This is a genomic window from Streptomyces zingiberis (assembly GCF_012034935.1).
Lineage (GTDB): Bacteria > Actinomycetota > Actinomycetes > Streptomycetales > Streptomycetaceae > Streptomyces > Streptomyces zingiberis.
Window position 1 is genome coordinate 56,228 of record NZ_JAATEN010000022.1, and the last position, 17,341, is coordinate 73,568.

The window sequence follows — 17,341 nt, forward strand, 5'->3', positions numbered from 1 at the left end:
AGGCTCGGCAGGGACTCTGCGGAGTCCCTGCCGGGAACCGGCAGACGATCAGGAGATAGACGTGATCCAGCAGGAGTCGCGACTGCGGGTCGCCGACAACACGGGTGCGAAGGAAATCCTTTGCATCCGTGTGCTCGGCGGGTCCGGTCGCCGCTACGCGGGCATCGGTGACGTCATCGTCGCCACCGTGAAGGATGCGATCCCCGGCGGCAACGTGAAGAAGGGTGACGTCATCAAGGCGGTCATCGTTCGCACGGTGAAGGAGCGCCGCCGCGCCGACGGCTCGTACATCCGCTTCGACGAGAACGCGGCCGTCATCCTCAAGAACGACGGTGACCCCCGCGGCACCCGCATCTTCGGCCCGGTGGGCCGGGAGCTGCGCGAGAAGAAGTTCATGAAGATCATCTCGCTCGCGCCGGAGGTGCTGTAACCGATGAAGATCAAGAAGGGCGACCTGGTCCAGATCATCACCGGCAAGGACAGGGGCAAGCAGGGCAAGGTCATCCAGGCCTTCCCCCGCGAGGACCGTGTCCTGGTCGAGGGTGTCAACCGGGTCAAGAAGCACACCAAGGCCGGCCAGACCGCCCGCGGTTCGAAGACCGGTGGCATCGTCACGACCGAGGCCCCGATCCACGTGAGCAACGTCCAGCTCGTGGTGGAGAAGGACGGCAAGAAGGTCGTCACGCGCGTCGGCTACCGCTTCGACGACGAAGGCAACAAGATCCGCGTTGCCAAGCGGACCGGTGAGGACATCTGATGACTGCCACCACAGTGACCCCGCGTCTCAAGCAGCGCTACCGCGAGGAGATCACGGGCAAGCTGCGTGAGGAGTTCTCCTACGAGAACGTCATGCAGACCCCGGGTCTCACGAAGATCGTGGTCAACATGGGTGTGGGCGACGCCGCCCGCGACTCCAAGCTGATCGAGGGCGCCATCCGCGACCTCACCACGATCACCGGCCAGAAGCCGTCGGTCACCAAGGCCCGGAAGTCCATCGCGCAGTTCAAGCTGCGTGAGGGCCAGCCGATCGGCGCCCATGTCACCCTCCGCGGTGACCGCATGTGGGAGTTCCTCGACCGGCTGCTGTCGCTCGCGCTGCCGCGCATCCGCGACTTCCGCGGCCTGTCGCCGAAGCAGTTCGACGGCCGGGGCAACTACACCTTCGGTCTCACGGAGCAGGTCATGTTCCACGAGATCGACCAGGACAAGATCGACCGGGTCCGGGGCATGGACATCACCGTGGTCACCACGGCGACCAACGACGAAGAGGGCCGTGCCCTCCTGCGTCACCTCGGCTTCCCGTTCAAGGAGAACTGACCGTGGCGAAGAAGGCTCTGATCGCTAAGGCCGCCCGCAAGCCGAAGTTCGGTGTGCGCGCGTACACCCGCTGCCAGCGCTGCGGCCGGCCCCACTCCGTCTACCGCAAGTTCGGCCTCTGCCGTGTGTGCCTCCGTGAGATGGCGCACCGCGGCGAGCTGCCGGGCGTCACCAAGAGCTCCTGGTAGGAGTCCTCCCCGGACTCCCAGCCAGGACTCTCGGTAAGCCGTCCGCGGCCCGGTGGGAGCCCGGCCCGTTCCGCCTCTGCGTTTCCCGTAGAGTGGAAGGGTTGGGCGCCCGCCGTCCGCGGCCGTCCGCGGGCCGTGCCCGTTTGACACTTACTACGCCGTAGGTCCCCGCGCCGCACCCGTCCCGAGAACATGTCGGGGAGAGGGATGGCGCAGACAGGAAACCCCGGCGAGAGAGGCCGAAGGCCATCATGACCATGACCGACCCCATCGCAGACATGCTGACTCGTCTGCGGAACGCCAACTCGGCTTATCACGACGCCGTCGTGATGCCGCACAGCAAGATCAAGTCGCACATCGCGGAGATCCTCCAGCAGGAGGGCTTCATCACGGGGTGGCGGACCGAGGACGCCGAGGTGGGCAAGAACCTCGTCCTGGAGCTGAAGTTCGGCCCCAACCGCGAGCGCTCGATCGCCGGCATCAAGCGGATCTCGAAGCCGGGCCTGCGGGTCTACGCGAAGTCCACCAATCTGCCGAAGGTGCTCGGCGGCCTGGGCGTGGCGATCATCTCCACGTCCCACGGGCTGCTCACCGGCCAGCAGGCGCAGAAGAAGGGCGTAGGCGGGGAAGTCCTCGCCTACGTCTGGTAATCGGGAAGGAGGAACTGCAATGTCGCGTATCGGCAAGCTCCCCATCTCGGTTCCCGCCGGCGTGGACGTCACCATCGATGGCCGTACGGTCGCCGTGAAGGGCCCCAAGGGTTCCCTCACGCACACCGTTGCCGCGCCCATCGAGGTCAGCCGGGACGAGGACGGCGTCATCGCCGTCACCCGCCCCAACGACGAGCGTCAGAACAAGGCCCTGCACGGCCTGTCCCGCACGCTGGTGGCGAACATGATCACCGGGGTGACCGAGGGATACCGGAAGAACCTGGAGATCAGCGGGGTCGGCTACCGCGTCCAGGCGAAGGGCTCCGACCTGGAGTTCTCGCTGGGCTACAGCCACCCGATCCTGATCAAGGCTCCCGAGGGCATCAGCTTCAAGGTCGAGTCCCCGACCAAGCTGAGCGTCGAGGGCATCGACAAGCAGCAGGTCGGTGAGGTCGCGGCCAACATCCGCAAGCTGCGGAAGCCCGACCCGTACAAGGCCAAGGGCGTGAAGTACGCCGGCGAGGTCATCCGGCGCAAGGTCGGAAAGGCTGGTAAGTAAGCCATGGCATACGGCGTGAAGATCGCCAAGGGCGACGCCCGGAAGCGCGCCGCCGTCAAGCGGCGCCACATCCGCGTCCGCAAGCGGGTCTCCGGTACGCCGGAGCGTCCCCGCCTGGTCGTGACGCGCTCGAACCGTCACATGGTCGCCCAGGTCGTCGACGACGTCGCGGGCCGCACCCTGGCCTCGGCTTCGACCCTGGACACGTCCATCCGTGGCGGCGAGGGCGACAAGAGCAGCCAGGCCCAGAAGGTCGGCGCGCTGGTCGCCGAGCGGGCCAAGGCCGCCGGCATCGAGGCCGTCGTGTTCGACCGCGGTGGCAACCAGTACGCGGGGCGGATCGCCGCTCTGGCCGACGCCGCCCGCGAGGCCGGGCTCAAGTTCTGAGCACGGTTCCGTAGCAGCGGACGTAAACGAGAGAGGTAAATCCAATGGCTGGACCCCAGCGCCGCGGTGGCGGCGCCGGTGGCGGCGAGCGGCGGGACCGTAAGGGCCGGGACGGCGGCGCCGCCGCCGAGAAGACCGCGTACGTTGAGCGCGTTGTCGCGATCAACCGTGTTGCCAAGGTTGTGAAGGGTGGTCGTCGCTTCAGCTTCACCGCGCTGGTCGTGGTGGGCGACGGTGACGGCACCGTGGGTGTCGGATACGGCAAGGCCAAGGAGGTGCCGGCCGCCATCGCCAAGGGTGTGGAGGAGGCCAAGAAGCACTTCTTCAAGGTCCCCCGGATCCAGGGCACCATCCCGCACCCGATCCAGGGCGAGAAGGCTGCGGGCGTCGTCCTGCTGAAGCCTGCCTCCCCCGGTACCGGTGTGATCGCGGGTGGCCCGGTGCGCGCCGTCCTGGAGTGCGCCGGCATCCACGACGTGCTGAGCAAGTCGCTCGGCTCGTCGAACCCGATCAACATCGTGCACGCCACGGTGGCGGCGCTCCGCGGGCTGCAGCGCCCGGAGGAGATCGCGGCCCGCCGCGGCCTGCCGCTGGAGGACGTCGCCCCCGCGGCTCTGCTGCGGGCGCGTGCCGGAGCGGGTGTGTGATGGCCCGCCTCAAGATCACGCAGAAGAAGTCGTACATCGGCAGCAAGCAGAACCACCGCGACACCCTTCGTTCGCTCGGCCTGAAGCGCGTGAACGACGTGGTCGTCAAGGAGGACCGCCCCGAGATCCGCGGCATGGCGCAGACCGTGCGGCACCTCGTGACGGTCGAGGAGGTCGACTGACATGGCGGAGGACAAGCCGCTGAAGGTCCACAACCTCCGGCCCGCCCCGGGCGCCAAGACCGCCAAGACCCGTGTGGGTCGTGGCGAGGCGTCCAAGGGTAAGACCGCCGGTCGTGGCACCAAGGGCACCAAGGCCCGTTACCAGGTTCCGGAGCGCTTCGAGGGCGGGCAGATGCCCCTCCACATGCGTCTCCCGAAGCTGAAGGGGTTCAAGAACCCCTTCCGCACCGAGTACCAGGTCGTGAACCTGGACAAGCTGGCCGCGCTGTACCCCGAGGGTGGCGAGGTCACGGTGGCCGATCTGGTCGCCAAGGGCGCGGTTCGCAAGAGCCGTCCCGTGAAGGTGCTCGGCACCGGTGAGCTCTCCGTGGCGCTGCAGGTGACGGTCGACGCCGTCTCCGGCTCCGCCCAGGAGAAGATCACCGCCGCCGGTGGTTCCGTGAACTGGTCCGCCTGAGACACGAGCCCGTGAACGGTTCAACCGGGGATGCCCTAACGGGGCATCCCCGGTTGGTCGTTCCGCCGGGGCAGGTCCGCCGGTAAGGTGGCGTCCGTTACTGTCCGCGTGGCCCGTGTGCGCGCGGCTGCCCCGGCACCACCGAGGACCGCACGACCGGCACCACACGAACGGCACCACACGAACGGCACAGCACCACCGGCACAGCACGACCAGCACAGCACCACCGAGAGGGCCCGGCACCGCATACGCTCGACCGCGTATCGGGCGCCGGACCGCACGACCGATGTGCGTCGATGTCCACCGTGCCCGTCACACCGGTGACGGGCGCGGCGCCACCGATGTCCGTCGCACGATGTTCACCACGTCACACCCGCTCCACCCAGATTTCCACCGACCGCGTTCACCGGTCGACACGTCGATATCCGTCGTTCCTCAAGACCGTCACCTCTCGCGCCTGGCGCGGGGGGCGCAGGAGGCACCGTGCTCACCGCGTTCGCCCGGGCGTTCCAGACGCCCGACCTGCGCAAGAAGCTGCTGTTCACGTTGGGCATCATCGTGCTCTTCCGACTCGGGGCGCACATTCCCGTCCCCGGGGTCAGCTATGTCAACGTCAACTACTGCATGGAGGCCGCGAAGGGCCAGGGCGGCGACCTCTTCGGCCTGGTCAACATGTTCAGCGGCGGCGCCCTGCTCCAGCTGACGATCTTCGCGCTCGGCATCATGCCGTACATCACGGCCAGCATCATCCTGCAGCTTCTCGTGGTGGTGATCCCCCGGCTGGAGGCCCTGAAGAAGGAGGGCCAGAGCGGCCAGGCGAAGATCACCCAGTACACCCGTTACCTCACCGTGGCGCTCGGCGTCCTCCAGGGCACCGGCCTGGTGGCCACGGCCCGCAGCGGCTCGCTCTTCCCGGGCTGTGACCGCGCCGCCGAGATCATCCCCGACCAGTCGATCTTCACCACCGCCGTCATGGTCATCACCATGACCGCCGGTACCGCGCTGGTCATGTGGCTGGGCGAGCTCATCACGGACCGCGGCATCGGCAACGGCATGTCGCTGCTCATGTTCATCGCGATCGCGGCCGGCTTCACGGGTTCGCTGTGGCAGATCAAGCTGTCCGGGAAGATCATGGACGGTTGGGTGGAGTTCGGCTCCGTCATCGCCGTCGGCCTCGCGATGGTCGCGCTGGTGGTCTTCGTGGAGCAGGCGCAGCGCCGGATCCCGGTGCAGTACGCCAAGCGCATGATCGGCCGCCGGTCCTACGGCGGGACGTCCACCTACATCCCGCTCAAGGTGAACCAGGCCGGTGTGATCCCGGTCATCTTCGCGGCCTCGCTGCTCTACATCCCGGCCCTGCTGGTGCAGTTCTCGAACTCCACCGCCGGGTGGGCCACCTGGATCCAGGCGAATCTCGTCTCGCCGGACAGCGCGATGTACATCGCCATCTACTTCGCGATGATCATCTTCTTCGCGTTCTTCTATGTGGCGATCACGTTCAACCCCGAAGAAGTCGCCGACAACATGAAGAAGTATGGTGGCTTCATCCCGGGCATCCGGGCCGGGCGCCCGACCGCTGAGTACCTGAGCTACGTGCTCAATCGCATCACGTGGCCGGGCTCGCTGTACCTGGGCTTGATCGCATTGGTGCCCACGGTGGCACTGGTTCTGTTCAGCGCCGATCAGAACTTCCCCTTCGGCGGCACCAGCATCCTCATCATCGTGGGTGTGGGTCTGGAGACGGTGAAGCAGATCGAGAGCCAGCTGCAGCAGCGCAACTACGAAGGGTTCCTCCGCTGATGCGAATCGTCCTCGTCGGGCCGCCTGGTGCCGGGAAGGGTACGCAGGCCGCGTACCTCGCCCAGAATCTCTCCATTCCGCACATCTCCACCGGAGATCTCTTCCGCGCGAACATCAGCCAGGGCACCGCGCTCGGCCGCCGCGCGCAGGAGTACATGAAGGCGGGTGACCTCGTCCCCGACGAGATCACCGTGGAGATGGCCCGGGACCGGATGAGCCAGGGGGACGCGGCGGAGGGCTGGCTGCTGGACGGGTTCCCCCGGAACCTCCATCAGGCGGAGGCGCTGGACGCCATCCTCGCCGAGGAGAGCGTCTCGCTCGACGCGGTGCTGGACCTGGAGGTCCCCGAGGAAGAGGTCGTGAAGCGGATCGCCGGCCGGCGCACCTGCCGCAGCGACAGCGCGCACACCTACCACGTCGAGTACAAGAAGCCCCAGGCCGAGGGCGTCTGCGACGTGTGCGGCGGTGAGCTGTACCAGCGTGACGACGACCGCGAGGAGACCGTCCGCCGGCGGCTGGAGGTCTACCACCGGGAGACCGAGCCGATCATCGACTACTACAAGACCCAGGGTCTGGTGGTGACGATCTCGGCGCTCGGCCCCGTGGCCGAGGTCACCGAGCGGGCGATGGCCGCCCTGCGGCGGGAAGCGGCCTGAGCGGCCGGGCGAGTACGAGCGGTTACGGTACGGCCGCGGCGCCCCGAGGGCATCGCGGCCGTACCGTTGTGATGGGAGCACCGGGCAGGTGCGCACACGACCGAGAAGGCTGAAGGCACCCGATGGTGGAGATCAAGACCCCGGAGCAGATCGCCAAGATGCGCCAGGCCGGGATGGTGGTCGCGCGCGTCCACGAGGCGTGCCGGGCCGCCGCGGTCCCGGGCGCGACGACCAAGGACCTGGACGACGTCGCCCGGAAGGTGCTGGCGGAGCACGGCGCCACGTCCAACTTCCTGGGCTACGGCGGTTTCCCCGCGACCATCTGCACCTCGGTCAACGATGTCGTGGTGCACGGCATCCCGGACGCCGTCACGGTGCTGCGGGACGGTGACATCATCTCCGTGGACGCCGGCGCGGTGATCGACGGCTGGCACGGCGACGCGGCGCTCACCGTCTTCGTGGGCGAGGGCCACGCCCCGGAGCTGCTGGAGCTGAGCCGGGTCACCGAGGAGTCCATGTGGGCCGGGATCGCCGCGGTGCGGCAGGGCAACCGCCTGGTGGACATCTCCCGGGCGATCGAGGGCTACATCCGCCGCCAGCCGCGCCCCGCCGGCGGCCGGTACGGGATCATCGAGGACTACGGGGGCCACGGCATCGGCTCGCAGATGCACATGGACCCCCACCTGCTGAACTACGTCGAGCGGCGGCGGGGCCGGGGTCCCCGGCTGGTCCCGGGGTTCTGCATCGCGATCGAGCCGATGGTGAGCCTCGGCACCCCGAAGACGCACGTCCTGCCGGACGACTGGACGGTCAAGACCGACGACGGCAGCTGGAGCAGCCACTGGGAGCACTCGGTGGCGCTCACCGAGGAGGGCCCGCTGGTGCTCACCGCCTTCGACGGCGGCCGGGCGAAGCTGGCGGAGCTCGGGGTCACCACCGCGCCCGACCCCTGCGCGAACGGCTGAACGAGGGACGGGCCCCCGGAGCAGCGGCCGCGCCGGCCCGCTCCCGGGGCTGTCCCCGGTCCGGCTGCCCGGTCCGCCCAGGCTCGGCCCGCCCCCGGTGGCGGCCGGCAAGGGTGCCCGAGGGGCGTGGAGAGGCCCCGGGGGGCGGGTGGAGGCGCGAGCCGAGACCGGATGGTTACCGATCACTCCCGCGGGGCATCCTTCCTGATTAGTCTTTCCGGTTGCCGTGGCGTAGACTGACCCGTCGGATCACGCCTGCCTTGAGCACGCCGTGAACCGATCAAGGTAGCCGATTCGAAAGGCGAAGCGTGGCCAAGAAGCAAGGTGCCATCGAGATCGAGGGCACCGTGATCGAGTCTCTGCCGAACGCCATGTTCAAGGTGGAGCTCCAGAACGGTCACAAGGTCCTCGCGCACATCAGCGGCAAGATGCGGATGCACTACATCCGTATTCTTCCCGACGACCGGGTCGTGGTGGAGCTCTCCCCGTACGACCTGACGCGCGGCCGGATCGTCTACCGCTACAAGTAGATCTCGTGACCGTGCCGCCCGCGGGCGGAGCGGTCACACGACCCGGAGAACCTCACACCCATGAAGGTCAAGCCGAGCGTCAAGAAGATCTGCGACAAGTGCAAGGTGATCCGCCGTCACGGGCGGGTCATGGTCATTTGTGACAACCTGCGCCACAAGCAGCGCCAGGGCTGACACCGACCGCACTCGAAGCAGTTCGCGCGACGCACCACACAACAGATACGCAGACATCCGCCCCGCGCGAGGGGCGACACCCCCGGCGGAGGCCGGGGACCCGGCGGCCGAGGCGGCCGGGAGAGGTGCTGCGGAAGACCTCCGAATGTAATCAGGAGCCCTAGATGGCACGCCTCGAAGGCGTTGACCTCCCGCGCGACAAGCGCGTCGAGGTCGCCCTCACCTACGTTTTCGGCATCGGCCGTTCCCTCGCCCAGCAGACGCTGGCGAGCACGGGCGTGAACCCGGACACCCGCGTCCGGGACCTCACCGAAGAGGACCTGGTCAAGATCCGCGAGTACGTGGACGCCAACCTCCGGACCGAGGGTGACCTCCGCCGTGAGATCCAGGCCGACATCCGCCGCAAGGTGGAGATCGGCAGCTACCAGGGTCTGCGTCACCGCCGTGGCCTGCCCGTCCGTGGTCAGCGCACCAGCACCAACGCCCGCACCCGCAAGGGCCCGCGTCGCGCGATCGCCGGTAAGAAGAAGCCGGGCAAGAAGTAGTCCTCACCGGACGCCAGTGCGGCCCGCCGGGGCGACCCGGCGCCGCATGTCCTCGCGGTCCGGCAGGTAGGACCGACCACCTCCACGGGAGTTTCCAAGAATGCCTCCGAAGAGCCGTACGGCCGGCGCCAAGAAGGTGCGCCGCAAGGAGAAGAAGAACGTCGCCCACGGGCACGCTCACATCAAGAGCACGTTCAACAACACGATCGTCTCGATCACGGACCCCACGGGCAACGTGATCTCCTGGGCCTCGGCCGGCCATGTCGGCTTCAAGGGCTCGCGCAAGTCCACCCCCTTCGCCGCGCAGATGGCCGCCGAGTCGGCCGCCCGTCGCGCGCAGGAGCACGGCATGCGCAAGGTCGACGTCTTCGTGAAGGGCCCCGGCTCCGGCCGTGAGACCGCGATCCGCTCGCTCCAGGCCACCGGCCTGGAGGTCGGCTCGATCCAGGACGTGACCCCCACCCCGCACAACGGATGCCGGCCGCCCAAGCGCCGTCGCGTCTGAGCCGGCTGAAGTAGGAGACAACACCACAATGGCGCGTTACACCGGGGCCGACTGCAAGCGTTGCCGTCGGGAGAAGCAGAAGCTCTTCCTCAAGGGGAGCAAGTGCGAGAGCGCGAAGTGCCCGATCGAGATCCGTCCTTACCCCCCGGGTGAGCACGGTCGCGGGCGCACCAAGGACAGCGAGTACCTGCTGCAGAAGCGTGAGAAGCAGAAGTGTGCCCGCATCTACGGTGTCCTTGAGAAGCAGTTCCGTGGCTACTACGAGGAGGCGAACCGCAAGCAGGGCAAGACCGGCGAGAACCTGCTGCGCATCCTCGAGACCCGGCTGGACAACGTGGTCTACCGCGCGGGCTTCGCCAAGTCCCGCGACCACGCCCGTCAGCTGGTCAAGCACGGTCACATCACCATCAACGGCCGCAAGAACGACATCCCGTCGGCGCGCGTGTCCGTGAACGACATCATCGAGGTCCGCAAGGCCTCGCACGAGATGACGCCGTTCGTCGTCGCCCGTGCCGAGGCCGGCGAGAAGACGGTTCCGGCCTGGCTGGAGTCCATCCCGTCGAAGCTGCGGATCCTCGTGCACAGCCTGCCCGAGCGCCAGGTGATCGACACCCAGGTGCAGGAGCAGCTGATCGTCGAGCTCTACTCCAAGTAATCCGGAGATCCGGTCGGTCCGCCTCCGCGGAACGGCCGGAGCCAGAGTTCACAGCGGCCGGGGGCGGGCGGCCGGAACGGGAGGAATCCCGTTCCGGCCGCCCGTATCCTTGGTCCTTGTCCGGCATCAAATAGCGGGTGCCATGACTGAAGGAGTACGTCCATGCTGATCGCTCAGCGCCCCTCGTTGACCGAAGAGGTCGTCGACGAATACCGCTCCCGGTTCGTGATCGAGCCGCTGGAGCCCGGTTTCGGCTACACCCTCGGCAACTCCCTCCGCCGCACGCTCCTCTCCTCGATCCCCGGTGCCGCCGTCACCAGCATCCGGATCGACGGGGTCCTGCACGAGTTCACCACCGTGCCGGGCGTCAAGGAGGACGTGACCGACCTCATCCTCAACATCAAGCAGCTGGTCGTCTCCTCGGAGCACGACGAGCCGGTCGTGATGTACCTGCGCAAGCAGGGCCCGGGTGTGGTCACCGCCGCGGACATCGCCCCGCCGGCCGGTGTCGAGGTGCACAACCCGGACCTCGTCCTCGCCACGCTCAACGGCAAGGGCAAGCTGGAGCTGGAGCTGACGGTCGAGCGCGGCCGCGGTTACGTCTCCGCCGTGCAGAACAAGCAGCTCGGCCAGGAGATCGGCCGGATCCCGGTCGACTCCATCTACAGCCCGGTGCTCAAGGTCACGTACAAGGTCGAGGCGACCCGTGTCGAGCAGCGCACCGACTTCGACAAGCTGATCGTCGACGTCGAGACCAAGCAGGCCATGCGGCCGCGTGACGCCATGGCCTCGGCCGGCAAGACGCTGGTCGAGCTGTTCGGGCTGGCGCGTGAGCTCAACATCGACGCCGAGGGCATCGACATGGGCCCGTCCCCGACGGACGCCGCCCTCGCCGCCGATCTCGCGCTGCCGATCGAGGAGCTGGAGCTCACCGTCCGCTCCTACAACTGCCTCAAGCGCGAGGGCATCCACTCCGTGGGTGAGCTGGTGGCCCGCAGCGAGGCGGACCTGCTCGACATCCGCAACTTCGGTGCCAAGTCGATCGACGAGGTCAAGGCGAAGCTGGCCGGCATGGGCCTCGCGCTCAAGGACAGCCCGCCCGGATTCGACCCGACCGCCGCCGCGGACGCCTTCGGCGCCGAGGACGACTCGGACTCCGGCTTCGTGGAGACCGAGCAGTACTGAGCCGGCCCGTATCGCGGCGCCGGGGGCCCGTCCCCGGCGCCGCGATCGGCGGCCGCACACCTCCGGGGGCGTGAGCCCCCGGGTTCCGTACGGGCAGGAGCCCGCGCGGACGCTGACACCGGTACCTGATACGGCCGGTGCAGACACACGAGGAGAAACACCATGCCGAAGCCCACCAAGGGTCCCCGTCTGGGCGGCAGCGCCGCGCACCAGCGGCTGATGCTGGCGAACCTCGCCACCGCGCTCTTCGAGCACGGCCGCATCACCACCACCGAGGCCAAGGCCCGCCGGCTGCGCCCGGTGGCCGAGCGCCTGATCACCAAGGCGAAGAAGGGCGACCTTCACAACCGCCGCCAGGTGCTCCAGACCATCCGCGACAAGGGTGTCGTCCACACCCTGTTCACGGAGATCGGCCCCCGGTACGAGAACCGCCCGGGTGGGTACACCCGGATCACCAAGATCGGCTCGCGCCGCGGTGACAACGCGCCGATGGCCGTCATCGAGCTGGTCGAGGCGCTGACCGTGCAGCAGGCCGCGGTCGGCGAGGCCGAGGCCGCCACCCAGCGCTCCGCCAAGGACCGCGCCGGTGACGAGGCCGTCGCGGACCTCAAGAAGGACCAGGGCGAGAAGGCCGCCGAGTCCGAGGCCGCGTCCGCGGAGGCCGGCGAGTCCGCCGAGTCCGCCGAGACGGCCGGGGCCGGCGAGGAGAAGAAGGACGCCTGACCGGGCGCCTCCGGCCGTGCGAGCGGCCGGTGGCCGCACGGGCGGCAGCTGTACGGACGGGCCCGCTCCAGTTCGCTGGGGCGGGCCCGTCCCGTTTCCCTGACGGGTCTCTGGGAGGATTTTCCGGGTGAGTGACGAGCGTGCGACGAACGGCGCGGTGCGCCCCGGCCACGTGCGGGTCCGGCTGGACCTCGCCTACGACGGCCGGGAGTTCTCCGGCTGGGCGCGGCAGCGCGAGAGGCGCACCGTGCAGGGTGAGCTGGAGGACGCCCTGCGGATCGTGATGCGCCTGCCGTACCCGGTGGAGCTGACCGTCGCCGGGCGCACGGACGCCGGGGTGCACGCGCGGGGCCAGGTCGCGCATGTGGATCTGGCCGAGGAGGTCTGGGCCGAGCACGGGGAGAAGCTGCTGCGGCGGCTCGCGGGGCGGCTGCCGCACGATGTGCGGGTGTGGTCGGTGCGTGAGGCCCCGCCGCACTTCGACGCCCGCTTCTCGGCGATCTGGCGGCGCTACGCCTACCGCGTCGGCGACGACCGCGGCGGGGTGGACCCGCTGCGGCGCGGCCACGTCCTCTGGCACGACCGGCCGCTGGACGTCGGACTGATGAACGAGGCCGCGGCCAGGCTCCTCGGCGAGCACGACTTCGCCGCCTACTGCAAGAAGCGGGAGGGCGCCACCACCATCCGTACCCTGCTCGACCTGCACTGGGAGCGGCCGGAGCCGGGGCGGGAGGACGCCGGGCTGGCGGTGGCGACGGTGCGCGCCGACGCCTTCTGCCACAACATGGTGCGGGCGCTGGTCGGCGCGATGCTGCTGGTCGGCGACGGGCACCGGCCGGTGGGCTTCCCGGCGGAGGTGCTGGCGGGGCGGGTGCGCAACTCGGCCGTCAACGTCGTACGGCCGTACGGGCTGACGCTGGAGGAGGTCGGCTATCCGGCGGACGACCGCCTCGCGGCCCGGAACCTGGCGGCCCGGAACCGGCGAACGCTGCCGACGCCGACGCCGGCGCCGACGGGGACGGGGACCGCGACCGTGGCGGAACCGGCGCCGGAGTCCTGACCGGCGGCACGGTGGCCGGCGTCCGTCGCGTCCCGGTCCGGTGTAGGGCCGTCCGCCCGGCGCGGTGCCGCCCGCCGGGCCCGGGCCCGGCCCCGGCTTTCTTCCGGACGGCCGATGAGTTTGCGGCGGCCGGGCGGTCGGTACGGGTGAACACCTCGATCCCATACCACCCCAGGAGGGCACCCATGATCGCCAAGGGCTTCACCACCTGTCTCTGGTTCGACGGCCGGGCCGAGGAGGCCGCCGCGTTCTACACCTCGGTCTTCCCGGACGGCCGGATCGGCGACGTCATGCGGTACACCGAGGCGGGCCCGGGGGAGCCCGGCTCCGTGGTGACCATCTCCTTCGAGGCCAACGGCCAGAAGTTCACCGCACTCAACGGCGGACCGCACTTCACCTTCGACGAGTCGATCTCGTTCGAGATCCACTGCGACACCCAGGAGGACGTGGACCACTACTGGTCCCGGCTCATCGAGGGCGGCGGCCAGGAGAGTGAGTGCGGCTGGCTCAAGGACCGGTTCGGGGTGTCCTGGCAGGTCATCCCGGTCGAGCTGTTCGGTCTGGTCGGCGGCCCCGACCCGGAGAAGGCCAAGCGCGCCACGGAGGCGATGCTCTCCATGCGGAAGCTGGACGTCGCGGCCCTGCGCGCGGCCTACGAGGGCCACTGACACACGGGCCCCGGGGGCCGGGGCACCGGCGGGCCGTCGGCGGAGAGAGTGAATGACACCCACTGGGTATCATTGCTGCATGCTCTATCAGACGCCCGTTCTCGCCGCCGCGGATCACTCGGTCCTTGCCGCAGTGGACCGTATGCGGGAAGAACTGCGGTACCAGGTGCGGCAGACCCCCGCCAAGTGGACGGCGGACCTGCGGCGAACGCTGACGGCACAGGCGATCGCCGGGTCGAACACCATTGAGGGCTACCGCGTCGACGCGCTGGATGTCGAGGATCTGATCGACGGGGAGCGGGAGGTCGCCACCTCGGAGGAGAACAAGGCGGAGACCATCGCCTACCGGCACGCGATGACCTACATCCAGTCGTTGCACGACGCCCCGGATTTCCGCTACGAGAAGGCACTGCTCAACGGCCTGCACTGGATGTTGCAGGGGCACCACCATCCGCAGCGACTGGCCGGGCAGTGGCGTCGGCGGGGCGTGTGGATCAACGAGCCGGGTGACCCCTCGTCCGCGGCCTACGTCGCCCCTGACGCCGACCGGTTGCCGGCCCTGACGGAGGAGCTGGTCGCCTGGCTCAACGAAGGGGATCTCGACTCCCACGTGCTGGTCCGGGCGGCCATGGCCCATCTGAACCTCGTCAACATCCATCCCTGGGCCGATGGCAACGGCCGTATGTCCCGCTCACTGCAGACGCTGGTGATTGCGCGGGACGGGGTGCTCGCGCCGGAGTTCTCGTCCGTCGAGGCGTGGCTGGGCAAGCCCGGCAATACGTGGGAGTACTACAAAGTCCTGAGGGCGGTGGGAGGCCCGGAGTGGGAGCCGGAGCGCTCCACCTCGGCCTGGATCTCCTTCAACCTGCTGGCCTATCACCAGCAGGCGCAGTCGGTGATACACCGCATCGAGCGCTCGAACCGGTGCTGGCTCGAGCTCGCCGCGTTCGCCGAGCGTCACGGTGTGGAGGAGCGTCAGGTCACCGCCTTGCACGACGCCGCCCTCGCGGGGCGTGTCCGCCGTGCGCGTTACCAGCGGGCGGAATCCCTGAGCGGACAGCAGGCGGTACGGGACATCCGGTTCCTGGTCGGTGCCGGGCTGCTGGAACCGGTGGGCAACACGAAGGCTCGCTACTACGTGCCGGGGCCGGCCTTCCCGGCCGGGGTACTGGAGCACGCCCGGCGAACCGTGCGGCTCACCAACCCGTACGCGGAGTGACCGCCACTGTGGTCAGGGCCCGGGGGAGGGCCGGGGAAGAGGTGGTGTGCCGGGTGGAGTGCTCCCGCGTCGGCGGGGCCCGTTGGTCCTGGCTCGGACAGCAGGGAGCGAGTAACCCACCGGTAGGTTCCGGCCCGCCCTTGGTGGCGGGCGAGGATCTCCTCAGCCCGGCGGTACGACAGCCTCGCCCGCCCGGTCTCCGGGCACACGTTCGGCGTCGGTCCCGGCAGGGGTCGGTGGCGGCGGTCTGGTTCTCCGTGAGGGCCTCGCGGTCCGGCGGGAGCGGCGTGGCACTGGCCGTGGTTCTCTGATCACGTGTTTCTCTCCCCGCGAGGGTGGGTCAGCGGCCGGTCGTGCCGTCGATGAGCTCGCGGAGGATGTCGGCGTGGCCCGCGTGCCGGCCGGTCTCCTCGATCAGGTGGGTGAGTGCCCAGCGGATGCTGGGAGCGGGGCGGTCCGGCCGGGGCCGGGGGACCGGTGCGCCGGGATCGGCGCACCCGTCGAGAACGTCGTTCGCGCGCTTGACCGCGTCGCGGTAGCGGGCGACGACATCGGCCACGCTGTCCGCCGGCGCGGCGTGGAACGTCGCCTGCCAGTCGTGGACGTGGTCCCCGAGGAACATCGACCGCTCGACGTACGTCAGGTGGTTGAGCAGGCCGAGCAGGTTCGTGCCCGACGGCACCGCGGCTGTTCGCGCCTGCGGCTCGGGTGCGCCGTCGACCTTCGTGGCGATCGAGGTCCGGAGGTAGTCGAGAAAGCCGCGCAAGACCTCGATCTCACTGCTTCCGGTCCGGGGCGGCGGGGTGTCGCCACGGCCCTTGTGGTGTGTGGTGCGGGGTGTGGTGCTGGGCAACAGTGGTCGCCTCGCCTTCCTTCGTCGGGGGCCTGCCGCCGGGTCAGGCGGTGCGGCGGATGAGGAGGACGTGGTCGGTGACCTCGGCGGTGTGCCCGCCTGGTCCGGTCGCGATCCGGCGGGGGGCGTCGGCCCGCTCGACCGTCCATGTCTCCGGGGCCGGATCGATACCGGCGGCGACCTCCCGTGGGCTCGGGTACCGGGTGTCGGCGTCCTGATTCCACGACCAGGGCGCGGCCGAGCCGTGGTCGACCACCAGCAGCCGCCCGCCCGGGCGCAGTGCGTGCGCGGCCGAGCGCAGGACGGTCACCCGGTCCAGGTCGCAGGGGGTGTGCAGGTAGTGGGCGGAGATCAGGTCGAACCCGCCGGGCGGGAAGGACCTGTGCAGGTCGTGTCGCACGGTGGTGACGCGGTCGCCCAGGCCGTGTGAGCGGGCGAGGGCGGCGAGCCGCTCGACCGCCACGGCCGAGATGTCGGCGGCGGTGACGTGCCACCCCTGGCCGGCGAGCCACAGCGCGTCGCCGCCGTCGCCGCATCCGAGGTCCAGCGCGTCACCGGGCGGCAGGCCCGTCACCGTCTCGGTGAGGCGAGCGTTGGGCCGCGGGTCGCCGGCTGCCGGCCGGGCCGCGTAGACGCCGTCCCAGAAGGCGACCGCATCGGTGGTGCTCATGTCGGAGGTGCTCATCAGGACTCCTTGTGCCGGAAGGCGCTCAGTCTCGCCGGGCGCACCACGAAATGGCACGCAATCTTGCGGTAATGGCAAGATGGCCCCATGGATCCCGCGACGGATGAAGACGTGCTCGACGCGGTGGGGCCGCGGCTGCGCGCGTTGCGTCGTGACCGCGGCATCACCCTCGCCGACCTCGCGGCGGCGACCGGCGTGTCGGAGAGCACCCTGTCCCGGCTGGAGAGCGGGCAGCGCCGGGCGAGCCTGGAACTGCTGCTGCCGCTGGCCCGTACCTATGACGTCCCGTTGGACGATCTCGTCGGTGCCCCGCGCACCGGCGACCCCCGGATCCACCTCAAGCCGATCAGGCGGTTCGGGATGACGTTCGTGCCCCTGTCCCGGCGACCGGGCGGTGTGCACGCGTTCAAGATGATCATCCCCGCCCGGCCGGAACCACTCGAACCGGCCCCGCAGACCCACGAAGGCTTCGAATGGCTCTACGTGCTCAGCGGACGCCTGCGGCTCGTGACCGGCGAGCGTGACCTGACCCTGCCGCCCGGTGAGGCGGCCGAGTTCGACACGTCCCTGCCCCACTGGCTGGGCAGCGCCGACGGCGGCGTGGTCGAGCTTCTCATCCTGTTCGGCTTGCAGGGAGTGCGCGCGCATGTACGCACCGACCCTCATCGGTCGTCCCAGGCCGGGAGCCGACGGTGAAATCGGCGAAGGATTCCGTATCTCCGTCAGCAGCG

Annotated in this window: 26 protein-coding genes; 24 read left to right on the forward strand and 2 right to left on the reverse strand. The window is 69.4% G+C overall.

The window, feature by feature from the left end:
• The first annotated feature begins 61 nt into the window (after positions 1 to 61).
• From rplN to HCK00_RS22575, 23 genes are all read left to right on the forward strand, one after another.
• Complete coding sequence (rplN, locus tag HCK00_RS22460) at positions 62 to 430, forward strand: 50S ribosomal protein L14 (protein ID WP_019707831.1); 369 nt, start codon at positions 62 to 64, stop codon at positions 428 to 430.
• A 3-nt stretch (positions 431 to 433) separates the two neighbouring features.
• Positions 434 to 757 (forward strand): 50S ribosomal protein L24, encoded by a 324-nt coding sequence (gene rplX / locus HCK00_RS22465; protein ID WP_168103845.1) that lies wholly within the window; start codon positions 434 to 436, stop codon positions 755 to 757.
• On the forward strand, positions 757 to 1,317 hold the full coding sequence (gene rplE, locus HCK00_RS22470) for a 50S ribosomal protein L5 (RefSeq protein ID WP_168103846.1): 561 nt from the start codon (positions 757 to 759) through the stop codon (positions 1,315 to 1,317). The genes rplX and rplE overlap by 1 nt, the downstream gene beginning before the upstream one ends.
• 2 nt (positions 1,318 to 1,319) lie before the next feature.
• Entirely contained in the window at positions 1,320 to 1,505 is a 186-nt protein-coding gene (locus HCK00_RS22475; protein ID WP_003956452.1) for a type Z 30S ribosomal protein S14, read from the forward strand.
• A gap of 251 nt (positions 1,506 to 1,756) precedes the next feature.
• Entirely contained in the window at positions 1,757 to 2,155 is a 399-nt protein-coding gene (gene rpsH, locus HCK00_RS22485; protein ID WP_168103847.1) for a 30S ribosomal protein S8, read from the forward strand.
• 19 nt (positions 2,156 to 2,174) lie between these two features.
• Positions 2,175 to 2,714: a 50S ribosomal protein L6 gene (gene rplF / locus HCK00_RS22490; protein WP_168103848.1), complete on the forward strand. Its 540-nt coding sequence runs from the start codon at positions 2,175 to 2,177 to the stop codon at positions 2,712 to 2,714.
• Positions 2,715 to 2,717: 3 nt separating this feature from the next.
• Positions 2,718 to 3,101 carry a 50S ribosomal protein L18 gene (gene rplR / locus HCK00_RS22495; RefSeq protein ID WP_168103849.1) on the forward strand — a complete coding sequence of 128 codons (384 nt, stop codon included), beginning with the start codon at positions 2,718 to 2,720 and terminating at the stop codon, positions 3,099 to 3,101.
• A gap of 44 nt (positions 3,102 to 3,145) precedes the next feature.
• Entirely contained in the window at positions 3,146 to 3,748 is a 603-nt protein-coding gene (rpsE, locus tag HCK00_RS22500) for a 30S ribosomal protein S5 (protein WP_168103850.1), read from the forward strand.
• Positions 3,748 to 3,930 carry a 50S ribosomal protein L30 gene (rpmD, locus tag HCK00_RS22505; RefSeq protein ID WP_019707838.1) on the forward strand — a complete coding sequence of 61 codons (183 nt, stop codon included), beginning with the start codon at positions 3,748 to 3,750 and terminating at the stop codon, positions 3,928 to 3,930. Before rpsE ends, rpmD begins: the two co-directional genes overlap by 1 nt.
• Before the next feature lies 1 nt (position 3,931).
• Positions 3,932 to 4,387: a 50S ribosomal protein L15 gene (gene rplO, locus HCK00_RS22510; RefSeq protein WP_168103851.1), complete on the forward strand. Its 456-nt coding sequence runs from the start codon at positions 3,932 to 3,934 to the stop codon at positions 4,385 to 4,387.
• A 483-nt stretch (positions 4,388 to 4,870) separates the two neighbouring features.
• The gene (gene secY / locus HCK00_RS22515; protein ID WP_168103852.1) at positions 4,871 to 6,187 is read left to right on the forward strand and encodes a preprotein translocase subunit SecY; all 1,317 of its coding nucleotides are present in this window, start codon (positions 4,871 to 4,873) and stop codon (positions 6,185 to 6,187) included.
• Positions 6,187 to 6,843 (forward strand): adenylate kinase, encoded by a 657-nt coding sequence (locus HCK00_RS22520; RefSeq protein WP_168103853.1) that lies wholly within the window; start codon positions 6,187 to 6,189, stop codon positions 6,841 to 6,843. Before secY ends, HCK00_RS22520 begins: the two co-directional genes overlap by 1 nt.
• Positions 6,844 to 6,965: 122 nt before the next feature.
• The gene (gene map, locus HCK00_RS22525; protein ID WP_168103854.1) at positions 6,966 to 7,808 is read left to right on the forward strand and encodes a type I methionyl aminopeptidase; all 843 of its coding nucleotides are present in this window, start codon (positions 6,966 to 6,968) and stop codon (positions 7,806 to 7,808) included.
• Positions 7,809 to 8,116: 308 nt separating this feature from the next.
• Positions 8,117 to 8,338: a translation initiation factor IF-1 gene (infA, locus tag HCK00_RS22530; protein WP_003956442.1), complete on the forward strand. Its 222-nt coding sequence runs from the start codon at positions 8,117 to 8,119 to the stop codon at positions 8,336 to 8,338.
• A gap of 60 nt (positions 8,339 to 8,398) precedes the next feature.
• Positions 8,399 to 8,512: a 50S ribosomal protein L36 gene (gene rpmJ, locus HCK00_RS22535; RefSeq protein WP_003956441.1), complete on the forward strand. Its 114-nt coding sequence runs from the start codon at positions 8,399 to 8,401 to the stop codon at positions 8,510 to 8,512.
• A gap of 164 nt (positions 8,513 to 8,676) precedes the next feature.
• On the forward strand, positions 8,677 to 9,057 hold the full coding sequence (gene rpsM / locus HCK00_RS22540; protein WP_168103855.1) for a 30S ribosomal protein S13: 381 nt from the start codon (positions 8,677 to 8,679) through the stop codon (positions 9,055 to 9,057).
• 100 nt (positions 9,058 to 9,157) lie between these two features.
• The gene (rpsK, locus tag HCK00_RS22545; RefSeq protein WP_009715860.1) at positions 9,158 to 9,562 is read left to right on the forward strand and encodes a 30S ribosomal protein S11; all 405 of its coding nucleotides are present in this window, start codon (positions 9,158 to 9,160) and stop codon (positions 9,560 to 9,562) included.
• A gap of 28 nt (positions 9,563 to 9,590) precedes the next feature.
• Complete coding sequence (rpsD, locus tag HCK00_RS22550; RefSeq protein ID WP_168103856.1) at positions 9,591 to 10,217, forward strand: 30S ribosomal protein S4; 627 nt, start codon at positions 9,591 to 9,593, stop codon at positions 10,215 to 10,217.
• A 162-nt stretch (positions 10,218 to 10,379) separates the two neighbouring features.
• The gene (locus HCK00_RS22555; protein WP_168103857.1) at positions 10,380 to 11,402 is read left to right on the forward strand and encodes a DNA-directed RNA polymerase subunit alpha; all 1,023 of its coding nucleotides are present in this window, start codon (positions 10,380 to 10,382) and stop codon (positions 11,400 to 11,402) included.
• A gap of 162 nt (positions 11,403 to 11,564) precedes the next feature.
• On the forward strand, positions 11,565 to 12,125 hold the full coding sequence (gene rplQ / locus HCK00_RS22560) for a 50S ribosomal protein L17 (protein WP_168103858.1): 561 nt from the start codon (positions 11,565 to 11,567) through the stop codon (positions 12,123 to 12,125).
• Between the two features lie 127 nt (positions 12,126 to 12,252).
• Positions 12,253 to 13,185 carry a tRNA pseudouridine(38-40) synthase TruA gene (truA, locus tag HCK00_RS22565; protein WP_311765433.1) on the forward strand — a complete coding sequence of 311 codons (933 nt, stop codon included), beginning with the start codon at positions 12,253 to 12,255 and terminating at the stop codon, positions 13,183 to 13,185.
• A gap of 185 nt (positions 13,186 to 13,370) precedes the next feature.
• The gene (locus HCK00_RS22570; RefSeq protein ID WP_168103859.1) at positions 13,371 to 13,853 is read left to right on the forward strand and encodes a VOC family protein; all 483 of its coding nucleotides are present in this window, start codon (positions 13,371 to 13,373) and stop codon (positions 13,851 to 13,853) included.
• A 79-nt stretch (positions 13,854 to 13,932) separates the two neighbouring features.
• Positions 13,933 to 15,072, forward strand: coding sequence for a Fic family protein (locus tag HCK00_RS22575; protein ID WP_168103860.1), 1,140 nt, complete (start codon positions 13,933 to 13,935; stop codon positions 15,070 to 15,072).
• A 340-nt stretch (positions 15,073 to 15,412) separates the two neighbouring features.
• Here HCK00_RS22575 and HCK00_RS22580 read toward each other — a convergent pair whose 3' ends face one another.
• Both HCK00_RS22580 and HCK00_RS22585 read right to left on the reverse strand, forming a co-directional pair.
• A complete protein-coding gene (locus HCK00_RS22580) occupies positions 15,413 to 15,925 on the reverse strand; it encodes a DinB family protein (protein WP_168103861.1) in 513 nt (170 codons plus the stop codon).
• A 43-nt stretch (positions 15,926 to 15,968) separates the two neighbouring features.
• Entirely contained in the window at positions 15,969 to 16,595 is a 627-nt protein-coding gene (locus tag HCK00_RS22585) for an SAM-dependent methyltransferase (protein ID WP_168103897.1), read from the reverse strand.
• Positions 16,596 to 16,697: 102 nt separating this feature from the next.
• Between HCK00_RS22585 and HCK00_RS22590 the strand changes: the two genes are divergently transcribed.
• On the forward strand, positions 16,698 to 17,306 hold the full coding sequence (locus tag HCK00_RS22590; protein ID WP_168103862.1) for a helix-turn-helix domain-containing protein: 609 nt from the start codon (positions 16,698 to 16,700) through the stop codon (positions 17,304 to 17,306).
• Positions 17,307 to 17,341: the final 35 nt, after the last annotated feature.